Source organism: Arthrobacter sp. 01T419 (assembly GCF_056398865.1).
In genome coordinates, this window is record NZ_JBFTQF010000027.1 from 1 (window position 1) to 17,914 (window position 17,914).

The 17,914-nt window shown below is 63.9% G+C and carries 15 protein-coding genes; 8 read left to right on the plus strand and 7 right to left on the minus strand.

Features of this window, described 5'->3' with window-relative positions:
- On the plus strand, nt 1–510 hold a 510-nt coding region (locus AC1DLO_RS22200), incomplete at its 5' end, for a transketolase-like TK C-terminal-containing protein (protein WP_476891826.1).
- Between the two features lie 56 nt (nt 511–566).
- Here the strand turns inward: AC1DLO_RS22200 and AC1DLO_RS22205 are convergent.
- Complete coding sequence (locus AC1DLO_RS22205; protein WP_476891827.1) at nt 567–761, minus strand: YegP family protein; 195 nt, start codon at nt 759–761, stop codon at nt 567–569.
- A gap of 200 nt (nt 762–961) precedes the next feature.
- Here AC1DLO_RS22205 and nboR point away from each other — a divergent pair, with 200 nt between their 5' ends.
- Nucleotides 962–1,591, plus strand: a complete 630-nt coding sequence (gene nboR, locus AC1DLO_RS22210; protein ID WP_476891828.1) for a nicotine blue oxidoreductase — start codon at nt 962–964, stop codon at nt 1,589–1,591.
- A gap of 66 nt (nt 1,592–1,657) precedes the next feature.
- On the opposite strand, the gene AC1DLO_RS22215 is transcribed toward nboR, so the two are convergent.
- From AC1DLO_RS22215 to AC1DLO_RS22235, 5 genes are all read right to left on the minus strand, one after another.
- Nucleotides 1,658–4,483: a molybdopterin-dependent oxidoreductase gene (locus AC1DLO_RS22215; RefSeq protein WP_476891829.1), complete on the minus strand. Its 2,826-nt coding sequence runs from the start codon at nt 4,481–4,483 to the stop codon at nt 1,658–1,660.
- Nucleotides 4,484–4,485: 2 nt separating this feature from the next.
- A complete protein-coding gene (locus AC1DLO_RS22220) occupies nt 4,486–5,430 on the minus strand; it encodes an FAD binding domain-containing protein (protein ID WP_476891830.1) in 945 nt (314 codons plus the stop codon).
- Nucleotides 5,421–6,644 carry an XdhC family protein gene (locus tag AC1DLO_RS22225; RefSeq protein ID WP_476891831.1) on the minus strand — a complete coding sequence of 408 codons (1,224 nt, stop codon included), beginning with the start codon at nt 6,642–6,644 and terminating at the stop codon, nt 5,421–5,423. Before AC1DLO_RS22225 ends, AC1DLO_RS22220 begins: the two co-directional genes overlap by 10 nt.
- Before the next feature lie 302 nt (nt 6,645–6,946).
- Nucleotides 6,947–8,527 (minus strand): NCS2 family permease, encoded by a 1,581-nt coding sequence (locus AC1DLO_RS22230; protein ID WP_476891832.1) that lies wholly within the window; start codon nt 8,525–8,527, stop codon nt 6,947–6,949.
- A 5-nt stretch (nt 8,528–8,532) separates the two neighbouring features.
- Entirely contained in the window at nt 8,533–9,027 is a 495-nt protein-coding gene (locus AC1DLO_RS22235) for a nucleoside deaminase (protein ID WP_184741969.1), read from the minus strand.
- A 375-nt stretch (nt 9,028–9,402) separates the two neighbouring features.
- Here AC1DLO_RS22235 and AC1DLO_RS22240 point away from each other — a divergent pair, with 375 nt between their 5' ends.
- Both AC1DLO_RS22240 and AC1DLO_RS22245 read left to right on the plus strand, forming a co-directional pair.
- Nucleotides 9,403–10,797 (plus strand): 8-oxoguanine deaminase, encoded by a 1,395-nt coding sequence (locus AC1DLO_RS22240; protein WP_476891833.1) that lies wholly within the window; start codon nt 9,403–9,405, stop codon nt 10,795–10,797.
- Between the two features lie 38 nt (nt 10,798–10,835).
- A complete protein-coding gene (locus tag AC1DLO_RS22245) occupies nt 10,836–11,540 on the plus strand; it encodes a DUF2510 domain-containing protein (RefSeq protein WP_476891834.1) in 705 nt (234 codons plus the stop codon).
- 116 nt (nt 11,541–11,656) lie between these two features.
- Here AC1DLO_RS22245 and AC1DLO_RS22250 read toward each other — a convergent pair whose 3' ends face one another.
- The gene (locus AC1DLO_RS22250) at nt 11,657–11,833 is read right to left on the minus strand and encodes a hypothetical protein (RefSeq protein WP_172465634.1); all 177 of its coding nucleotides are present in this window, start codon (nt 11,831–11,833) and stop codon (nt 11,657–11,659) included.
- A gap of 437 nt (nt 11,834–12,270) precedes the next feature.
- Here AC1DLO_RS22250 and pucL point away from each other — a divergent pair, with 437 nt between their 5' ends.
- The 4 genes from pucL to AC1DLO_RS22270 all read left to right on the plus strand — a co-directional run bounded on the left by pucL (nt 12,271) and on the right by AC1DLO_RS22270 (nt 17,484).
- A complete protein-coding gene (pucL, locus tag AC1DLO_RS22255; RefSeq protein WP_476891836.1) occupies nt 12,271–13,185 on the plus strand; it encodes a factor-independent urate hydroxylase in 915 nt (304 codons plus the stop codon).
- Between the two features lie 161 nt (nt 13,186–13,346).
- A complete protein-coding gene (locus tag AC1DLO_RS22260) occupies nt 13,347–14,837 on the plus strand; it encodes a nucleobase:cation symporter-2 family protein (protein WP_476891837.1) in 1,491 nt (496 codons plus the stop codon).
- Nucleotides 14,838–14,941: 104 nt separating this feature from the next.
- Nucleotides 14,942–15,766, plus strand: a complete 825-nt coding sequence (locus AC1DLO_RS22265) for a MurR/RpiR family transcriptional regulator (RefSeq protein WP_476891838.1) — start codon at nt 14,942–14,944, stop codon at nt 15,764–15,766.
- Nucleotides 15,767–15,921: 155 nt separating this feature from the next.
- On the plus strand, nt 15,922–17,484 hold the full coding sequence (locus AC1DLO_RS22270; RefSeq protein WP_476914617.1) for an NCS1 family nucleobase:cation symporter-1: 1,563 nt from the start codon (nt 15,922–15,924) through the stop codon (nt 17,482–17,484).
- The last annotated feature ends 430 nt before the right edge of the window (nt 17,485–17,914 follow it).

Genomic DNA, 17,914 nt, shown 5'->3' on the forward strand with positions numbered 1-17,914 from the left:
CCCCGCGCGCAGATCCTCGCCTCCGGCGTCTCGGTCCCCTGGGCACTGGACGCCCAGCGGATCCTCGCCGAAGACTGGGGAGTCTCCGCGGACGTGTGGTCCGTGACCTCCTGGAACGAACTCCGACGCGACGGACTCGCCGCCGAAGAGGAAGCGTTCCTGAACCCCGGCGGACCGGCACGTGTCCCGTTTGTGGCGCAGCAACTGGCCGATGCGCAAGGTCCAGTGGTGGCCGTCTCGGACTACATGAAGGCAGTCCCGGACCAGATCCGCCAATTCATCCCCAACGAATTCGCCTCCCTCGGCGCCGACGGCTTCGGCTTCTCCGACACCCGCCAAGCCGCACGACGCTTCTTCAAGAACGACACCCACTCGATCGTCACCAAAACCCTCCAACTCCTCGCGGCGAGGGGCGAGGTAGACCCGAGTGCGCCGTCGTACGCCATTGACCGCTACAAGCTCCTGGACGTCACCGCCGGCACCACTGGCGGTTCAGGAGGCGACTCCTAAGGTGCCCTAAAACTAATCGGCGGCAGTGCTCCTGTGAGCACTGCCGCCGATTTCTCTTATTGGGCTCCGAGCGAGCGGTGATCCACCACGAATCCTGTGGCGGCATTCTCCCTGACAGCGTTGATACCGGCCACGAGGGCCGTTATATCTCGGAACCTGGGCGACACTGCCACCACGGTTCCATCATCGGCCTTCAACCGAAAGTGGAACGTTTGCTCCCCTGCTGCCAAGATTTCGAAAATGCCAGACATAAAACCTCTTTCCACCGCGGATGCATCGTTGCATCCTTTCCGATGACCACTGACTCTCGTGAAGTCCCTAAGAGAATATCCGCCGTAGGAGCCTCCCAGAAGGCCTACCCATGGGTAATATTCAACCTTTTTCGGTAGACCAATGTCGGAATGAAAGGTGAACCTACGGAACTCAAGGGCACGATGGATAGGGTGATCCCATGAACCACACCAGCCCCGCGCCCACCACTGGCGTGCTGTTGGCCGGCGGCGCAGGGACGCGCCTGGGCCTCGGCCCCAAGGCATTGCTCCCCTTCCGTGGCCGCACCTTGGTGGAGGTACTCGCCAAGGCGCTGCTCGACGGCGGATGCCACGAGGTAGTAGTGGTGCTCGGTGCAGGATCCGAGGAAGTCCGCCGCACCACGGATCTGGACCGGTACCTCGTGGTGGACAACCCGGAGTGGGCCTCCGGCATGGCCAGCTCGTTCCGGACAGGGGTTGCCGCGGCTGCCCACGGCCACAACGTCCTGATGGCTTTGGTGGACCAGCCCAGCCTGACCCCCGGCGTCGTCGCCAGGCTGCTGGCTGCGCACCAACCTGGCCGCGTGACCGCCGCGGGGTACGCAGAAGACGCCCACGACGGCAGCGCAGCCACAAAACTCCGGCGCGGCCACCCCTTGATCATCGATGCCGCCCTCCGCACCGAAGCAGCCGAGTCCGCCGCGGGCGACGCCGGAGCGCGCCGATTCCTCAAAGCGCACCCCGGGCTGGTGGACGTCGTCGACTGTAGCGACCTCGCCAGCGGAGCAGACGTGGACACCAAGGCCCAGCTACACCTCCTCGGCGACTAGCTCCCCCAACCGCCCGGCCCCCCAACTAGCTCGCAGTAGATGTCGTTATGAGGCTCCAAAACGACATTAAATGCGAGCTAGTTGGGTGGGGGCGGCAGCGTCCTTGAGCGCGAGGTAGATCTTGTCCCGAGCGATGGGGAGCGCCGCGAATCTCACCCCGGTGGCATTCCGGATGGCGTTGGCCAGCGCGGGCGCCACGGGATTGAACGGACTCTCGCTCATGGACTTCGCACCGAGCGGCCCCATCTGATCGTTCGTTTTCGCGAAGTAGACCTCGCTGCGCGGCACGTCCGCGAAGGACGGGATGTGGTACTGGCGCAGGATGTCCGTGGTGACCCGGCCGGCGTCGTTCACGCGGACTTCCTCGTACAGCGCGACGCCGAGCGCTTGGGCGATTCCACCTTCTACCTGGCCACGGCATTGCCGTGGATTGACCACGACTCCGGCATCCGCTGCCTGCACGCTCTGCAGGATCCGCAGTTCCCCGGTTCCGGTATTCACTGCCACCCGGAATCCGTGGACGTTGAAGGCAACCGAACGCGGTGTTCCACCCCAACGGCCCTGGGCGGCGAGTTCCACGCCCTGCTGCTGCGCGGCGTCGTACGCTTCCGTGAACGTCAGGACCCGTTCACCACAGCGCACGACTCCGTCCTCTAAAACACAGTCCGCCTCCGAAACACCGAGGAACGCAGCAGCCACAGCCCGGATCCGCACTGCGAGATCCTGCGCCGCAAGGAGCGTAGCCTGCCCGGCCACCACGGTGCCTGCGGAGCCGAACGCACCGGTGTCGTGCTCCACGAGATCCGTGTCGGACTGGCGTACGGCCACCTTCGACGCCGTCGTGGACAGTGCGGTCGCGGCAAGTTGGGCGTGGACCGTGGTGGTGCCGTTGCCGAACTCGGCGGTCCCGACGGCGGCGTCGAACGTACCGTCCGGCAGGAGCCTGAGGCGCGTGTGGGCGAAGTGCCCGCGGGGCGGAACTGTGTCGATCATGGACAGCGCGGATCCGACGCCGGTGGCCCACTCCGGGCCGAGGTTGTCGAGGCCGGCATCACGGTAACGTTTCTCGCCCCGCTCGAGGGCATCCCGGACCAACGCCACGCACTGGTCCAGGCCGTAGCTGCCGTAGAAGACGTCCTCTTCCGGTTCCGGGTTCGTGGAAAGCATGTCGTCACCCGGCCGGACCATGTTCTTGAGCCGGAACTCCAAGGGATCCATGCCGATTCCGACGGCGAGCTCGTCCACCGCGGATTCGATCGCGAAGATCATCTGGCTCAAGCCGTAGCCGCGGAATGCACCTGCTGGGACGGTGTTGGTGTACACCGCCTGCGCGTCCACCTTCTTGTTGGCGCATTTGTAGACGGCCAAGGATTCGCCGCAACCGTGGAACATCACTCCGGGCGCATGGTTTCCGTACGCACCCGTGTTGGTGACCACGTCCAGCTGCATCGCCGTCAGGTGACCGTCCCGGCTCGTCCCGGCCTTGACCTTGATGGTGAAGGGGTGGCGTGTGGTGGTGGCAGTGAATTGTTCGGTGCGGGTGAACTCCACTTGCACAGGCCGGCGGAGCTTGAGGGCCGCCATGGCCACGAGGTCCTCGGTGAGTACTTCCTGCTTGCCGCCGAACCCGCCGCCTACGCGGCCGGCGACCACGCGGATGCGGTCCTCAGGAAGATCGAACACGCGGGCGAGGGTCCGCCGGACCAGGAAAGGGACCTGGCTGGAGGAACGGACCATGAGCCGGTCCTCTCCGGGCGTCCCAGTAGGTTCCATCCACGCGATGGAACAGTGCGTTTCCATCGCGACGTGCTGCACGCGCTGGGTTTGATACGTGTTCTCATGGATGAAATCGGCCGCTGCAAATCCGGATTCAACGTTCCCCAACTGGGAATGGACCTCAGCTACGACGTTGTTCTGCGGGCGGGAAATCCGGGCCGTTTCCCCGTCTTTCTCCCCGTGGATCGCGGGCGCCCCGGGCAACAAAGCGTCCTGCGGCGAGAAGACAGCGTCAAGAAGTTCGTATTCCACCTTGATGGCCCGTGCTCCGGCTTCCGCTGCGCCCACCGATTCGGCGACGACGGCGGCAACCCGCTGGCCGATGAAGCGCACCACGTTGTCGAGGACACGCGTGTCGTCCGGATCATCGGTGTAGAGCTCGTGCTGGGCGGTCGAGAACAACTGGGCCGGCGCGTCCTCGTGGGTGAAGACCGCGAGGACGCCCGGTACCTGGAGGGCCGCCGTCGAATCGATGGAAACAATCCGGGCATGCGCGTGCGGCGAGCGCAGCAGCTTGAGGTGCAGCAGCCCCGGGAGTTGTTCCGCAGGGACGTCGAGGGTGTAGCGGGCGGTGCCAGTGACGACGGCGCGGCCCGCCGGGGCGGGGACGTCGTCGCCGAGCTGGCCCGTGTTCGGAGCTGCCGTGACTGCCGCATCGCCGCCGGGTGCATGGGTGGGGTTACCGCAAACAGCCTCCGCAATGGAGCGGTAACCCGTGCAGCGGCACAGGTTTCCCTTGAGGCTGCGCGGCAGGTTGGCTTTCTGTTCCTCGTCGAAGGTGGCGGCAGTCATCATCATGCCCGCCGTGCAGAAGCCGCATTGGAAACCTTGGTGTTCCAGAAACTGCTGCTGGACGGGATGTAGCTCTTCCCCGCCGGACGGGATCGCGCTCGACAGCCCTTCGATAGTGGTGACCGAGTGTCCTTCGGCGCGGACGGCCGGGTAGATGCAACTGTGCACGGGGGTGCCGTCCACGTGGACGGTGCAGGCGCCACAGTCGCCGCCGTCGCAGCCTTTCTTGACGCCGAAGTTGCCCTGTTCGCGCAGGAACGTCCGCAAGCACTGGCCCGGGCGCGGTTCGGCCTCGGTGGCGGTTCCGTTGATCTCGATTGCCATGCTCAGGCCTCCTTCTTGAATTCGGGTTGAGTGGACGGTTGTGGCGACGTGGCGTGCGGTGGCCAGAAATCGCCCGAGACGGTGAACGGCTCTCCGGGTCCAGCAGGGTCGAGCAGCTCCACGCGGATCTCTTCGGCGAGGCGGAAGGTCATGTCGCGACGCCATTCCGGGAGCCCATGGATGTCGTCGTGGTACAGCCCCACGGGGATTGAGCGCTCGACAGCGGAAGCCAGCTGCCCGGCGTCGGGCACGTCCGTGGCGGCGAACCGCAGCTGCACTGGCCGCTTGGTCGCGGCGGTGACGGTGAGGACCAGGGTGCCATCGGCGTCGAGCCTTCCAATCAGCAGTACCCCGGACCGCCCGAGGTTGCTGAGCGAGAGGCGGCGGAAGGCGAGCCGCGCGGAAAGAGCCGACGCCGGCACCTGGATGCTGCGGAGGAGCTCGCCGGGTGCCAAGCAGTTTTTCCCGTCCCCGGTCACGAACTCGGCCACAGGAACAGTGCGGCTGCTGCCGTGCCGGCCAAGGATGGTGGCCGTGGCATCCAAGCCGGCGCACAGCGAAATCATGGGTCCGGCCGGGAGCGAGGTGCACAGATTGCCGCCAACGGTGGACATGTTCCACACCTTGAAGGAGGCCACGAAAGAGTCGCAGCACGGGCGGAAAAGATCCAGCCCCGGCCAGTTCCGTCCGGCCACGGCGTCCGAAACCGGGAGCGCGTAGAGCTCGGCAACAGTGCAGGTAGCGGCAAGCTCGATGCCGGCGTCGCTCACGGTCACGGGCTGCCAGCCCGCTTGGCCAAGGTCCAGCAAGCGCTTCAATGGTTCCTCGCTGCCTGCCGGGCTGCCGTAGGAGAACAGGACCGTGCCGCCGGCGAGCCAGGCGTCGCCGCCGCGCCATTGTCCTGGATCCGTGGTGGCAACCACGGACTCGATGGTGTTCATGTCCATGGGGTCGCCTTGCTTTGTTCGGGGGTGCGGAGTTCGGGAGAGTCTGTGGGATGGATCGGGCCGGGATGGATCGGACCGGTGCCGTCCTTGAGCGAAACCCAGCCGCGCGCCGCTTGGGGCGCACGCGTGGCGAGGATCTCGGCAGTGATGGACACCGCGACTTCGGCCGGAGTAACCGCGCCGAGGTCCAGCCCAATGGGCGAATGAAGCCGTTCAAGTGCCTCAGGCGAGGTACCGCAGGCCAGCAGTCCATCGATCCGCTGCCGGTGGCTGCGCCTCGAACCCATGGCGCCCACATACGCGAGATCCAAACCGAGGGCGGTTTCCAGCAGCGGAATATCGAACTTGGGATCGTGGGTCAGCACGCACACCACGGTGCGGGAATCGATCCGGCCGGCGGCTGCTTCTGCGGCAAGGTAGAGGTGCGGCCAATCGGTGACGAGGTGGTCGGCGGCGAGGAAACGGCGTTGGCTCGAAAACGCGGGCCGGGCATCACACATAGTGACCTCGTAGCCCAGGAGTTTACCAGCGGGGAGCAATGCCGCGCCGAAGTCGTTGGCGCCAAAGATGAGCATCCGGGCCGCGGGCAAGCGGCTTTCCACCAGGAGGGTAATGGGTTCGGGGTCCGGCAGTGTCCCACAGCCTTCAGCCGGGGCGAGCCGCACCAACCCGGTCCGCCCACCATGCAGGAGTGGCTCAAGCTGCGCTGCAGCGGCGCGGATCACGCCGGCGTCCCCGCCAAGCAGGGCCGAGAGCTTCTTTGAATCCGCCACGGAAAAGCGCGCCGGATCACGAACGACCACGGCACCTCCCGCGGCGTCGAGCCTGCGGATGAGTGCCATGGAAGAGGGCCAGCCGCCGCTGACCGCGTTCAACAAGGCCCGGTCCAGTCCGGCGGCACCGGTTGGCTGGATGTGGACTTCCAGCTCGCCACCGCAGGTGAGCCCGACGGCGAACGCGTCCTCGGCGCTGTAGCCGAACGACTCAAGGCGGCTGCCGCCGTCGCGCATTGCTTCAAGGGCGGCCTCTACTACGGCTCCTTCCACGCACCCTCCGGAGAGGCTGCCGAGGACATCGCCACGTTCGGAGACCAGCATGGACGTGCCGAGGGGCCGGGGCACGGATCCTCCCGCGGCCACGATGGTGGCTACGGCGCATCGCTCGCCGGAGACCGCGGGCCGCCAGGTGCCCAGCGAAGGCATCAAATCCAGCATGGCAACACTTCCTTTACCGAGGTCCCGGACCGGAGACCCTCCCGGGGCAGTGTGCGATCTTGCCTCATATTCTCATTCCTTGCGTCTGTACAGGAGAGCTTCGGGTAAACAGGCAACCCTTTTCGTGAAGAGGACCGGGGCGGGCCTCTCATTTCCCACCCCGGTCCTGAGCGGAGCGGCCGCACCTCACCGCCGCCCGCCGATCGTCGTCCGCACCTTGCGGTGGGAGGACGATCGGCGGACGCCTATTCATTGCGGTGACTTGCGGCCGGACCGCCGTCTCAATGGCCGGCTACGCTAGGTCACGATCCCAAGAGCGTGCTGATCGGCCCGCGGGCAAAGTAGATCAGGAAGCCCACTGTCACCACCCACATGAGCGGGTGGACCTTCTTGCCCTTGCCCGATGCCGCATGGATCACGGCCCAGGAGATGAACCCGACGCCGATGCCGTTGGCGATGGAGTACGTCAGCGGCATGGTGACGATGGTCAGGAAGGCCGGCAGGGCCACGGAGAACTTGGAGAAGTTTATCTCGCGGATCTGTGCCATCATCATGGCTCCCACTACTACCAAGGCTGCGGCTGCGACCTCAAGCGGAACCACGCTGGTGAGCGGGGTCAAGAACATCGAACCTAGGAACAGCAGGCCGGTGACCACCGAAGCCAAGCCGGTGCGGGCGCCTTCGCCAATCCCGGCTGCGGAGTCGATGTACACGGTGTTGGACGAGCCCGACGTCGCGCCGCCGGCCACCGCGCCAAGGCCCTCGACAATGAAGGCCGACTTGAGCTTGGGGAAAGTACCGTCCTTGTGCGCCACGCCGGCGCTCTTGGCGAGGCCGGTCATGGTGCCCATGGCGTCGAAGAAGTTGGTGAACACCAGCGTGAACACCAGCATCGTGGCCGCCAGGCCGCCGATCCTCGAGAACGAACCAAAGAGGTCGAAATGGCCTACCAAGCTGAAGTCCGGGGCGGAAACCAACTGGCCGGACAGCACCGGAGTGTTGAGGTGCCAGCCACCGGGATTGGCGGCGCTGCCAGGCCCGATGTGCATGACGGCCTCGACGACGGCGGCGAGGACCGTGGTGGCGACGATTCCGATCAGGAGGCCGCCCTGGATCTTTCGGGCCACGAGGATTCCCATGACCAGCAGACCAACGATGAAAACGAGGGTGGGGATGGAGGTGATGGAACCATCCGTGCCGAGCTGTACCGGAGGTCCACCTTTTGTGGCGCGGACAAAGCCGGAGTCGACGAAGCCGATGAAGGCGATGAACAGGCCGATGCCAACGGTGATGGCGGCCTTGAGTTCCTTGGGGACGGCCCTGAAGATCGCAGTCCGGGCACCCGTGGCGCCGAACAGGACAATCAGGATGCCGTTGATGACCACCAGGCCCATGGCTTCTGGCCAAGTGACTTCGTGGATGACGGCGACGGCAAGGAACGAGTTGATTCCCAGGCCCGCCGCGAGGCCGAACGGCAGGTTCGCGATGAGGCCGAAGAGGACCGTCATGACACCGGCGGTCAGGCCGGTGACGGCCCCCACCTGCGCTGCCGACAACCATCCGCCTGCCACGTCCGTGGGTGCGTTTTGGGCCGAGAAACCGCCCAGGATCAGCGGGTTGAGGATAACGATGTAGGCCATCGTGAAGAACGTGACAATGCCGCCGCGGAATTCGCGGGCCAGCGTGGAGCCACGCTTGGTGATCTGGAAGAAACGATCCAGGAAGGAGTTCGACGCCGGGGGCTTGGGGGCATTGCCCCGTGTTGCCAGTCCGGTTGCCGTGTGCTTTTCGCGTGCCACTGTCTGCCCTACGCCCAGGGGCGCAGCCTGCTTTTCAGTTGCCGTTTGCATTTCTGCGGGGTCCAGGATTGTCATTTCAGCCACCGGCCCTAGTAGTCAATCCTGGAGTCAAGCGTGTTCCAGGTGTTGAACGGTTCCAGGATGGCCGGTGCCTGGGGGTCGCCCAGTTCCAGCTTCGTGACCGGCATGAGCTTGTCGCGGTCCTCGTTCTCGAAGTATTCGTAGAAGACTGCGTCGTCGAAGCCGACTGAGGCGGCGTCGTGCCGGTCTGCTGCAAAGACGACGTTGTCGATGCGTGCCCAGAGGGCCGAGGCCAGGCACATGGGGCATGGCTCGCAGCTCGTGTAGAGGGTGGCTCCGCTGAGATCGAACGTGCCGAGTTCGCGGCAAGCATTGCGGATGGCGGTGACCTCGGCGTGGGCCGTGGGGTCGTTGGTGGCGGTGACCCGGTTGACGCCTTCGAAGGCGCGGCCATCCGCGGTGACAATGACGGCGCCGAACGGCCCGCCGCTGTTGAGGACATTGGCTGTTGCCAGCTCAATGGAGGTGGCCAAGAAATGTTCGGCCGTGACGGTGGTACTCATGTGCGACTTCCTTAGTGCTGAGGAAGCCTGTAACCAGGGGGCATCTGAACATGACAGACCAGTGCTGCGATTACCAGGCTTCAGCATGTGCTTTTGAAGGTTTCGCCTGGTAGATAGCTTCCCGGAGTCCGGGTGCCCGCCTTTGGCAAATTGAGATTAGCACCGGAGATGTGAGCCGCGCCATAGTTTCCGGAAAAAAAGTTTCGACATGTGAAATTAGACTGCTGGCCGGGCGGTTGGTGCCGGTCACATTGACGCATTTCGGGGAGCCACCTACGCTGGGTGCCACCGGCAGGGTTCACCCGCCGAAACCTGGATCAGCAGACAGGAACCACTGAGCTGGAACGCAACTACGCCGACCAGACAAGGATTCCAGTGTCTCCGAAACCCTCTTTCGAACCAGCAGCCCAAGCCGCGCCACCCACCTCCAGGCTCTGGATCAAGAATCCCCTCGCAGTGTTCACCGCCAACGGGCTCGACGCCACCGGCGGGATCGTGGTCAGCGATGGAAAGATCTCCGAACTCGTTCCCGCAGGAATGCAACCTTCGGCACCCTGCGATCGAATCTTCGACGCCGGGAGCCACGTCCTGCTGCCCGGCCTCATCAACACGCACCACCACTTCTACCAAACGCTCACGCGCGCCTGGGGTCCGGTGGCCAATGCTCCCCTGTTCCCATGGCTGCAGAACCTCTATCCTGTTTGGGCTCGGCTGACCCCGGACAGCCTCGAACTCGCCGTGAAAGTAGCGCTCGCGGAACTGCTGCTCTCCGGCTGCACCACGGCAGCCGACCACCACTACCTCTTCCCAGCGGGACTTGAGGACGCGATCGACGTCGAGGCCGGCGTCGTGCGCGAACTCGGCATGCGCGCCACCCTGACCCGAGGCTCCATGACGCTGGGCGAGGACGACGGCGGCCTGCCGCCGCGCTCCACCGTGCAGCGTCCGGAGGTGATCCTGGCGGACAGCGAACGGCTGATCGGGAAGTATCACGAACGCGGAGACGGCGCGGTCATCCAGATTGCTTTGGCCCCTTGCTCGCCGTTCTCGGTGACCAGGGAAATCATGGCCGAGAGCGCCGCCATGGCCGAACGGCTGGATGTCCGGCTCCACACCCACCTCGCCGAAACCATCGATGAGGAAGAGTTCTGCCGCGAAATGTTCGGTCTGCGCACCGTGGATTACTTGGACAGCGTCGGCTGGCTCAGCAAGCGCACCTGGCTTGGCCACGGCATCCATTTCGACGACGACGAGATCGCCCGGCTGGGTGCCGCGGGTACCGCCGTCGCGCACTGCCCGACGTCGAACATGCGGCTTGCATCCGGCACCGCAAGAGTGTTGGAACTCGAGGCCGCCGGGGTTCCGGTGGGGCTGGGAGTGGACGGTTCGGCGTCGAACGATGCATCCAACATGATCCTCGAAGCACGGCAAGCGTTGTATCTGCAGCGGCTCCGCTATGGTGCCGATGTCCCCGTGGAGCGCGCGCTAGGCTGGGCGACGCGGGGATCCGCGGCAGTGCTGGGCCGCACCGACATCGGCCAGATAGCTCCCGGGATGCAGGCGGACGTTGCCCTGTTCAAGCTCGACGGGCTCCGTTTCTCCGGCAGCCATGATCCCATCGCTGCATTGTTGCTCTGCGCCGCGGACCGCGCCGACCGCGTCATGGTGGGCGGCAAGTGGCGCGTCGTGGACGGACAAATTCCGGATCTGGACATCCCGGAACTTATTGCCAAACACTCAGCCGCCGCACAGAAAATCATCAGGGGCTAGGAGTAGCCTCTCGATTAAGTAGCAATCAGGAGGCAGCAATGACCGTCCCGCAGCACAGCACTCCGACCCCTGCAGGCTGGTACCCGGACCCATCGGGCTCGGGCCAACTGCGATGGTGGGACGGCACCGCCTGGACCGGAACTGCATGGAACCCGCCACAGGCAGCGGCGGGCCAGGCGGGAACGGGTCAGCCGGGAGCTTCGTGGCCTGCCGCCGCAGGGCCGGGTCAATTCGCGGGGCCGGGTCAATTCGCGGGGCCGGCACGGCCCGCTCCCCGCCCGGAAATCAGCCGGCAAACCCCGGTCTACAATCCGTTCATTTGGCTGGTCACACTACTGCCTGTGATCACGCTGATTATCCTGATGATCTGGAATCCGGTCTTCCACCTGCGGTATGTCGGCGCCAGGCGCGTTCCTACCCTCGATCCCAGCGCGTTCAGTGCTCCCTATTTCCTGCTGATCGTTTCAGCTTGGCTCATCTACGGGGTCAGTGTTCTCTTGTCCTACCTCGACTGGCAAAAGCTGCAGAGGGACGGGGTGGTCCGACCCTTCCACTGGGCATGGGCCTTCCTGGGCGCCGGAGTCTATGTGGTCGGCCGTTCAGTGATCGTCCACAAGGTTGCTCCACAGCGCGGACTCGCGCCGGTTTGGGCACTGATCGGGCTGGCCGCCGTCGGCTTCATCCTGGTGGCCATCAAGGCAAGCATGATCGTTTCAAGCATTGCCAGGACCCTGCCGATGTAGGCTCCCCGCCCGAAGAATCCTTCCCAGACCAACAAAGCGGCKGGCGGCACCTCCCCAGGTGCCGCCCGCCTTTTGGCTCTGTTGCGCAGAGTCCCTCATCCCCAGGGGCAGGAGCCCTAGGAACGCTGCCGGCCGAATACCGGAAGGGCGCGCAGCCAACGGGAGAATGTCCCGGGCGTGCGGTCACAGTCGGCCGGAATGTAGAAGTCAGGATCCGTGGCGCCGAACGGCAGGTACAGTTCCTGGCCGGGCGCCGGGAATTCCACGACGTTGTTCTTATCCTGCGAGTCCATCTGTCCTCCTATTTCATGCGCTCAAGTTCTCCGTGGCGATGCGGTCCAAGCCCTTCGTCAAGCTCTTGTCTTTCCGCATCAGGTTTCCACATACTGGAAAACATTTTTTGTTATATGGAAATGGTAGAGGGGATCCTCGAATCGCGTCAAGGGGTGTCCGCGGGGCCACATCCCACCGCAGGACGCCGCCGGTCACAAACGGAAAGTAGATAACGATTTTTCCGAAGTGATGTACACCACTGGCAAACGTGGGCTACGCTTTCTTCAATTCGTGGCGTAGGTCACGTAACCTGGGAGCAGCAGGCAGGGTCGTAATGAGCTGGCATCAATGGATGCCGGCTCTTTTTTGTTGGGTCGGCTCCACCAGAAACGCGTTTGAAATACGCGCTTAATTTCATTGGTGGACCTTAGTGGTTCCACCTCGTAGAAGTTGGGATATGACCATGAGCAACAACATCGTCCTCGGCGACAACCAGTACGGCAAGGCAGAAGTCCGCGTCGTCAAAGTCATTCGCGACACCGACCGCCACCAGATCGAAGACCTGAACGTCACCTCACAATTGCGTGGCGACTTCGAGGCCGCGCACCTCCAGGGCGACAACGCACACGTCGTCGCCACGGACACCCAGAAGAACACCATCTACGCCTTCGCCCGTGACGGCATCGGCTCCCCCGAGGCCTTCCTCCTCCGTCTGAGCGAACACTTCACCTCCGGATTCGAGTGGGTCACGGGCGGCCGCTGGGAAGCCGAGGCCTACACCTGGGACCGCATCCAGGCACACGGCTCCGAACACGACCACAGCTTTGTCCGCAAGGGGCAGGAAGTCCGCACCGCCGTCGTGGTCCGCGAAGGCAACACCACGCACGTCATTTCAGGCCTCAAGGACCTGACCGTCCTCAAGACCACCCAGTCCGGTTTCGTCGGCTACCCCCGCGACCGATACACCACGCTGCCCGAGACCACCGACCGCATCCTCGCCACCGATGTCTCGGCTCGCTGGCGCTACAGCACTGGCCTTGACGTCGCCGGGACCGACTTCAACAAGAGCTACGAGGACATCAAGGCCCTGCTCCTCGAGGGCTTCACCGAGAACTACTCCCACGCCCTGCAGCAGACCCTGTTCGACATGGGCAAGAAGGTCCTCGAAGCGCACAGCGAAGTTGATGAGATCAAGTTCTCCATGCCCAACAAGCACCACTTCCTGGTGGACCTCAGCCCGTTCGGCCTCGACAACCCCAACGAGGTCTTCTTCGCCGCCGATCGCCCGTATGGCCTGATCGAAGCCACGGTCCAGCGCGATGACACAAAGCCGGCCCCCGTCGCCTGGAGCGGTATCGCCGGCTTCTGCTAAGCCCCCAGGTACCCGCCCAACTGACTCGCAGCAAGTGTCGTTTTGGAGCCTCAAAACGACATCAAATGCGAGTCAGTTGGGCACCCGTACCCAAAACCACATCGTTAGCCAGACAAAGTTAGCCAGACAATGACGTCTGCCATGAACCAAGAAAGTCTGCCATGAACACCAAGAAGAAAACCCGCCCCGCAGAGTCCGGGCCAGCCCGGCCCGAGGACAAGCGCCTCTCGATCGGGAGCACGTTCGCCTACGGCTTCCAGCACGTCCTGACCATGTACGGCGGCATCATCGCCCCGCCGCTCATCATCGGAGCCGCCGCAGGCATGTCCTCGCAGGACATCGGCCTCCTGATCGCGGCCTGCTTGTTTGTCGGCGGTCTCGCCACCATCCTGCAGACCATCGGCATCCCGTTCTTCGGATCACAACTGCCCCTGGTCCAGGGCGTCTCCTTCGCCGGCGTTTCCACCATGGTGGCAATCGTCCACGGCGGCGGCGGGATCCAGGCGGTATTTGGCTCGGTCATCGTGGCATCCCTGATCGGCCTGCTGATCACCCCGCTCTTCTCCAAGATCATCAAGTTCTTCCCGCCCGTCGTCACGGGTACCGTCATCACCACCATCGGTCTGACACTCATGCCGGTCGCGGCCAACTGGGCCATGGGCGGCAACGCCGCCGCACCCAACTACGGCAGCGTGGCGAACATCGGCCTCGCCGCAGCGACGATGGGCATCGTCCTGCTCCTCAGCAAAGTTGGAAACGCGGCCATCTCGCGCCTTTCCATCCTGCTTGCCATGGTGATCGGGACAGTCATTGCCCTCGTCACGGGAATGGCCGATTTCTCCAAGGTCGGCCAGGGTCCGATCGTGGCCTTCCCCACTCCTTTCGCTTTTGGTGCTCCCACGTTTGAAATCGCCTCGATCGTTTCGATGCTGATCGTCATCCTGGTGACCCTGACCGAGACGTCGGCGGACATCATCGCCGTCGGTGAAATCGTAGGCACCAAGGTCGATTCCAAGCGCATCGGCAACGGCCTGCGTGCGGATATGCTCTCAAGCGCCGTTTCGCCGCTCTTCAACTCCTTCACCCAGAGCGCCTTCGCCCAGAACGTCGGGCTCGTGGCCATCACGGGCATCAAGAGCCGCTTCGTGGTCAGCGCCGGCGGGCTCATCCTGGTGGTCCTCGGCGTGCTGCCCATCCTTGGCCGGGTTGTCGCAGCGGTTCCGACGCCCGTCCTGGGCGGTGCCGGCGTCGTACTCTTTGGAACGGTAGCCGCGAGCGGTATCCGGACTCTCTCCAAAGTGGAGTACCGCAACAACATGAACCTCATCATCGTGGCTGCATCGATCGGCTTCGGCATGATCCCGATCGCCGCCCCCAAGTTCTACGACCAGTTCCCGTCCTGGTTCTCCACGATCTTCCACTCGGGCATCAGCTCAGCAGCCCTCATGGCGATCGTCCTGAATGTCCTGTTCAACCACTTCAAGGCCGGCAACTCGGACAACCAATCGGTGTTCGTCGCGGGTACCGGCCGCGTAGTCAGCGAAGCGGATATTGCTTGCCTCGCGCACGGTGACCGTTTCGAGAACGGCAAACTGATCGACGCCGAAGGCAAGGAAGTGCCGCTTAAGTCGTCTACCGTATCTGACCACTAACGGTTTTTCTCCACCGAACTGGCAGGTGTTGCCCCTTTCTCGCAGAAAAGGGGCAACACCTGCCAGTTCGCGCTAGATGCGGCTCCGCGTGAGACGGTTGTTTCATGAGGATCGATGAGCGAATCCAACAACACTATTCGGAACTTGGGCCGCAGGAGCAAAAGGCCGCAGACACCCTGCTGGACCGCCTTGGCGACTTGGCCGTCTACAACGCGGCCGAGCTCGCCCAGCTCAGCGGAGTGTCGAAAGCCACCATGAGCAGGCTCTTTCGCCACCTCGGATTCGCCGACTTCAACGAGGTGAAGGAACACACCCGGAACCTGAGGTCCAGCGGAGTGCCCCTCGCCAGGCAGGAAGCCGACGGCGGAATCCCCCTGCATTTGGCAACGGAACAGCAGAGCCTGAACCGGCTTTTCGACACGCTCGACGACGATCGCCTCCGCCAGGTGACTCAGCGATTGGCCGAGGCCCGGCACGTCTTGCTGATCGGCTTCCGCAACAGTTTCCCTGTAGCCCTCCACCTCCGGCAGCAGCTCCTGCAGTGCCGTCCCTCGGTAAGCCTGGCCCCGCAACCGGGCCAAAGCGTCGGTGAGGAGCTACCAGGGCTGGACGCGAACGACGTCGTGGTCCTGATCGGCTTCCGGCGCAGGCCGGACGGCTTCCACCAAGTCCTGAAGGCGGCCACCGACACCGGGGCGACCACCATCCTGATCGGCGACCCCAGCGCCCGTTGGCTTGCGGCGGAGGCCTCCCTCTGGATCGAGTGCCCCGTGGAGGGCAGCGCCGCCTTTGACAGCTACGCCTCGGCCATGAGCCTCATGAGCGTCCTCGCGAACGGCGTGCTGATGGCGCGGGGCCGCCCGGGAAGGGACCGCGTCAGGGAAATCACCGGCGTCTTCGACTCGCTGGGAGAGATCGAGCGACGGTAGTCGCGCGACAGTTGGCCGCGGCACGCTCGGGCAGCCGCAGCGCCAAGCGTAAAGAAGAGTTAGCCGCCCGGAAACGGCATTGAAACATCTGTTCCATTCAATTGAATCAGTGAAACGACTGCCCCCGGTCGTGGAAAACCTGATTCGAGGAACCGATGGCCGAAGCACAACTCGCCCCAGAGAAGACCGGCACGCTGCTCGGCAGCCCGATTGACGAAGCCGCCGCACACCGCGATCCGCGGCTCTGTAATGAAGACTTGGTGCCCCTGAAGAACCAACGCTGGAGCAGCTACAACCTGTTCGCCTTCTGGATGTCGGACGTCCACAGCATCGGCGGCTATGTGACAGCGGGCAGCCTGTTTGCCCTTGGCCTGGCCAGCTGGCAAGTGTTGGTCGCCCTGCTGGTGGGCATCGTGATCGTCCAGGTCTTCTGCAACCTGGTGGCGAAGCCCAGCCAGAAGACCGGCGTACCGTACCCCGTGATCAACCGAGCGGTCTTCGGTGTCAAGGGCGCCAACATCCCAGCCATCATCCGAGGCCTGATCGCGGTGGCCTGGTACGGGGTGCAGACCTTCTTGGCCTCTGAGGCCCTGGTGATCGTATTCCTGAAGTTCTTCCCGGCCATGAAACCGTTGTACGACGTCCATCAGTACGGCTTCCTCGGCCTGTCCGCCCTGGGGTGGATCTGCTACGGAATCCTCTGGGTAGCCCAGGCCGCACTGTTCTGGAACGGAATGGAAAGCATCCGCCGGTTCATCGACTTCGCCGGACCCGCCGTGTACGTCGTCATGTTGGTTCTGGCCATCTACCTCGTGTCCAAGGCCGGCATCAGCAATATCAGCCTCAACCTGTCCGCCGGTGAACCTCTCGACTTCGCGGCATCCATCCCGGTCATGATTTCCGCAATCGCGTTGGTGGTGTCCTATTTCTCCGGCCCTATGCTCAACTTCGGCGACTTCGCGCGCTACGGCAAGAGCTTCAAGGCAGTCAAGAAGGGCAACCTCCTGGGCCTGCCGGTCAACTTCCTGTTCTTCTCGCTTCTCACTGTCATCACGGCGTCGGCCACCATCCCCGTCTTCGGACACCTCATCACGGACCCGGTCAAGACCGTTCAGGAKATCGACTCGGTGTTCGCCGTGCTGCTCGGCGGGCTGACCTTTGTCATCGCGACCGTCGGCATCAACATCGTGGCCAATTTCATCTCGCCTGCGTTCGACTTCTCCAACGTGAGCCCCCAGAAGATCAGCTGGCGCATGGGTGGCATGATCGCCGCCGTCGGGTCCGTCATCCTGACCCCTTGGAACTGGTACTCGAACGACGACGCCATCCACTACACGCTCGGCGTGCTCGGTGCGCTGATCGGTCCGCTCTTTGGCATCCTGATCGCCGGCTACTACCTCGTGGGCAAGCAGAAGGTGTGGGTTGAGGACATGTACACCATGAGGCCCGGCGGCAAGTACTGGTTCCGCAACGGCTACAACCCCAACGCGGTCAAAGCAGTGGCCATCAGCGGCGTCGTCTCCATCGCTTCGGTCCTCATCCCCAAGGCACTCCTGGACTCGGGAGCCACCACGGTCAATGCCACGTGGATCGGCAGCTACAGCTGGTTCCTCGGTTGCGCCTTGGGCCTGCTGACCTTTTGGTACTTCGAAAAGCAGTTCCCCATGATCAACCTTGAGCCGAACGGGGTCGAAGCGAACGACGGCGCCCTCGCCTAAGCTCCCGCCCACACGAAAGAGCAACCGCCGGACGCTCGCTCACTTTTGACCCCTTTTGGGCCGACGCTCCTGCAGATAGAACGCTCCCTGGCCGAACGCTCCTGCAGATAGAACGCCCCCTGGCCGAACGCTCCTGCAGATAGAACGCCCCCTGGCCGAACGCTCCTGCACAAAAGATGTGCCGGAGCGTTCGGCACTTTGGACTCAAAGGTGAGCGAGCGTCCACGGCGGATTCAAGTGGTTGTTGCAACACGTCCTTATGCTGCTGATTTTTCCAGAATTGGGACTGTCCGATAAACGGTGTGTGGATCCGGCCGGTTTCATTAGTGAGTGGTTCTTTCGAACCGGCCGGCGAAGGTGATCGCGAACGCGTTCAGCGCAGGCTTCCACCTCATCATCCAGCGTGCCCGACCGCCGCCGGTCGGATCAA

Coding starts and splice junctions, on each gene's coding strand:
- AC1DLO_RS22260 (WP_476891837.1), top strand. CDS start 13,347: ATGAACACCAAGAAGAAAACCCGCCCCGCAGAGTCCGGGCCAGCCCGG.
- AC1DLO_RS22220 (WP_476891830.1), bottom strand. CDS start 5,430: ATGGACATGAACACCATCGAGTCCGTGGTTGCCACCACGGATCCAGGA.
- nboR (WP_476891828.1), top strand. CDS start 962: ATGAACCACACCAGCCCCGCGCCCACCACTGGCGTGCTGTTGGCCGGC.
- AC1DLO_RS22235 (WP_184741969.1), bottom strand. CDS start 9,027: ATGAGTACCACCGTCACGGCCGAACATTTCTTGGCCACCTCCATTGAG.
- pucL (WP_476891836.1), top strand. CDS start 12,271: ATGACCATGAGCAACAACATCGTCCTCGGCGACAACCAGTACGGCAAG.
- AC1DLO_RS22215 (WP_476891829.1), bottom strand. CDS start 4,483: ATGGCAATCGAGATCAACGGAACCGCCACCGAGGCCGAACCGCGCCCG.
- AC1DLO_RS22205 (WP_476891827.1), bottom strand. CDS start 761: ATGTCTGGCATTTTCGAAATCTTGGCAGCAGGGGAGCAAACGTTCCAC.
- AC1DLO_RS22265 (WP_476891838.1), top strand. CDS start 14,942: ATGAGGATCGATGAGCGAATCCAACAACACTATTCGGAACTTGGGCCG.
- AC1DLO_RS22245 (WP_476891834.1), top strand. CDS start 10,836: ATGACCGTCCCGCAGCACAGCACTCCGACCCCTGCAGGCTGGTACCCG.
- AC1DLO_RS22225 (WP_476891831.1), bottom strand. CDS start 6,644: ATGCTGGATTTGATGCCTTCGCTGGGCACCTGGCGGCCCGCGGTCTCC.
- AC1DLO_RS22250 (WP_172465634.1), bottom strand. CDS start 11,833: ATGGACTCGCAGGATAAGAACAACGTCGTGGAATTCCCGGCGCCCGGC.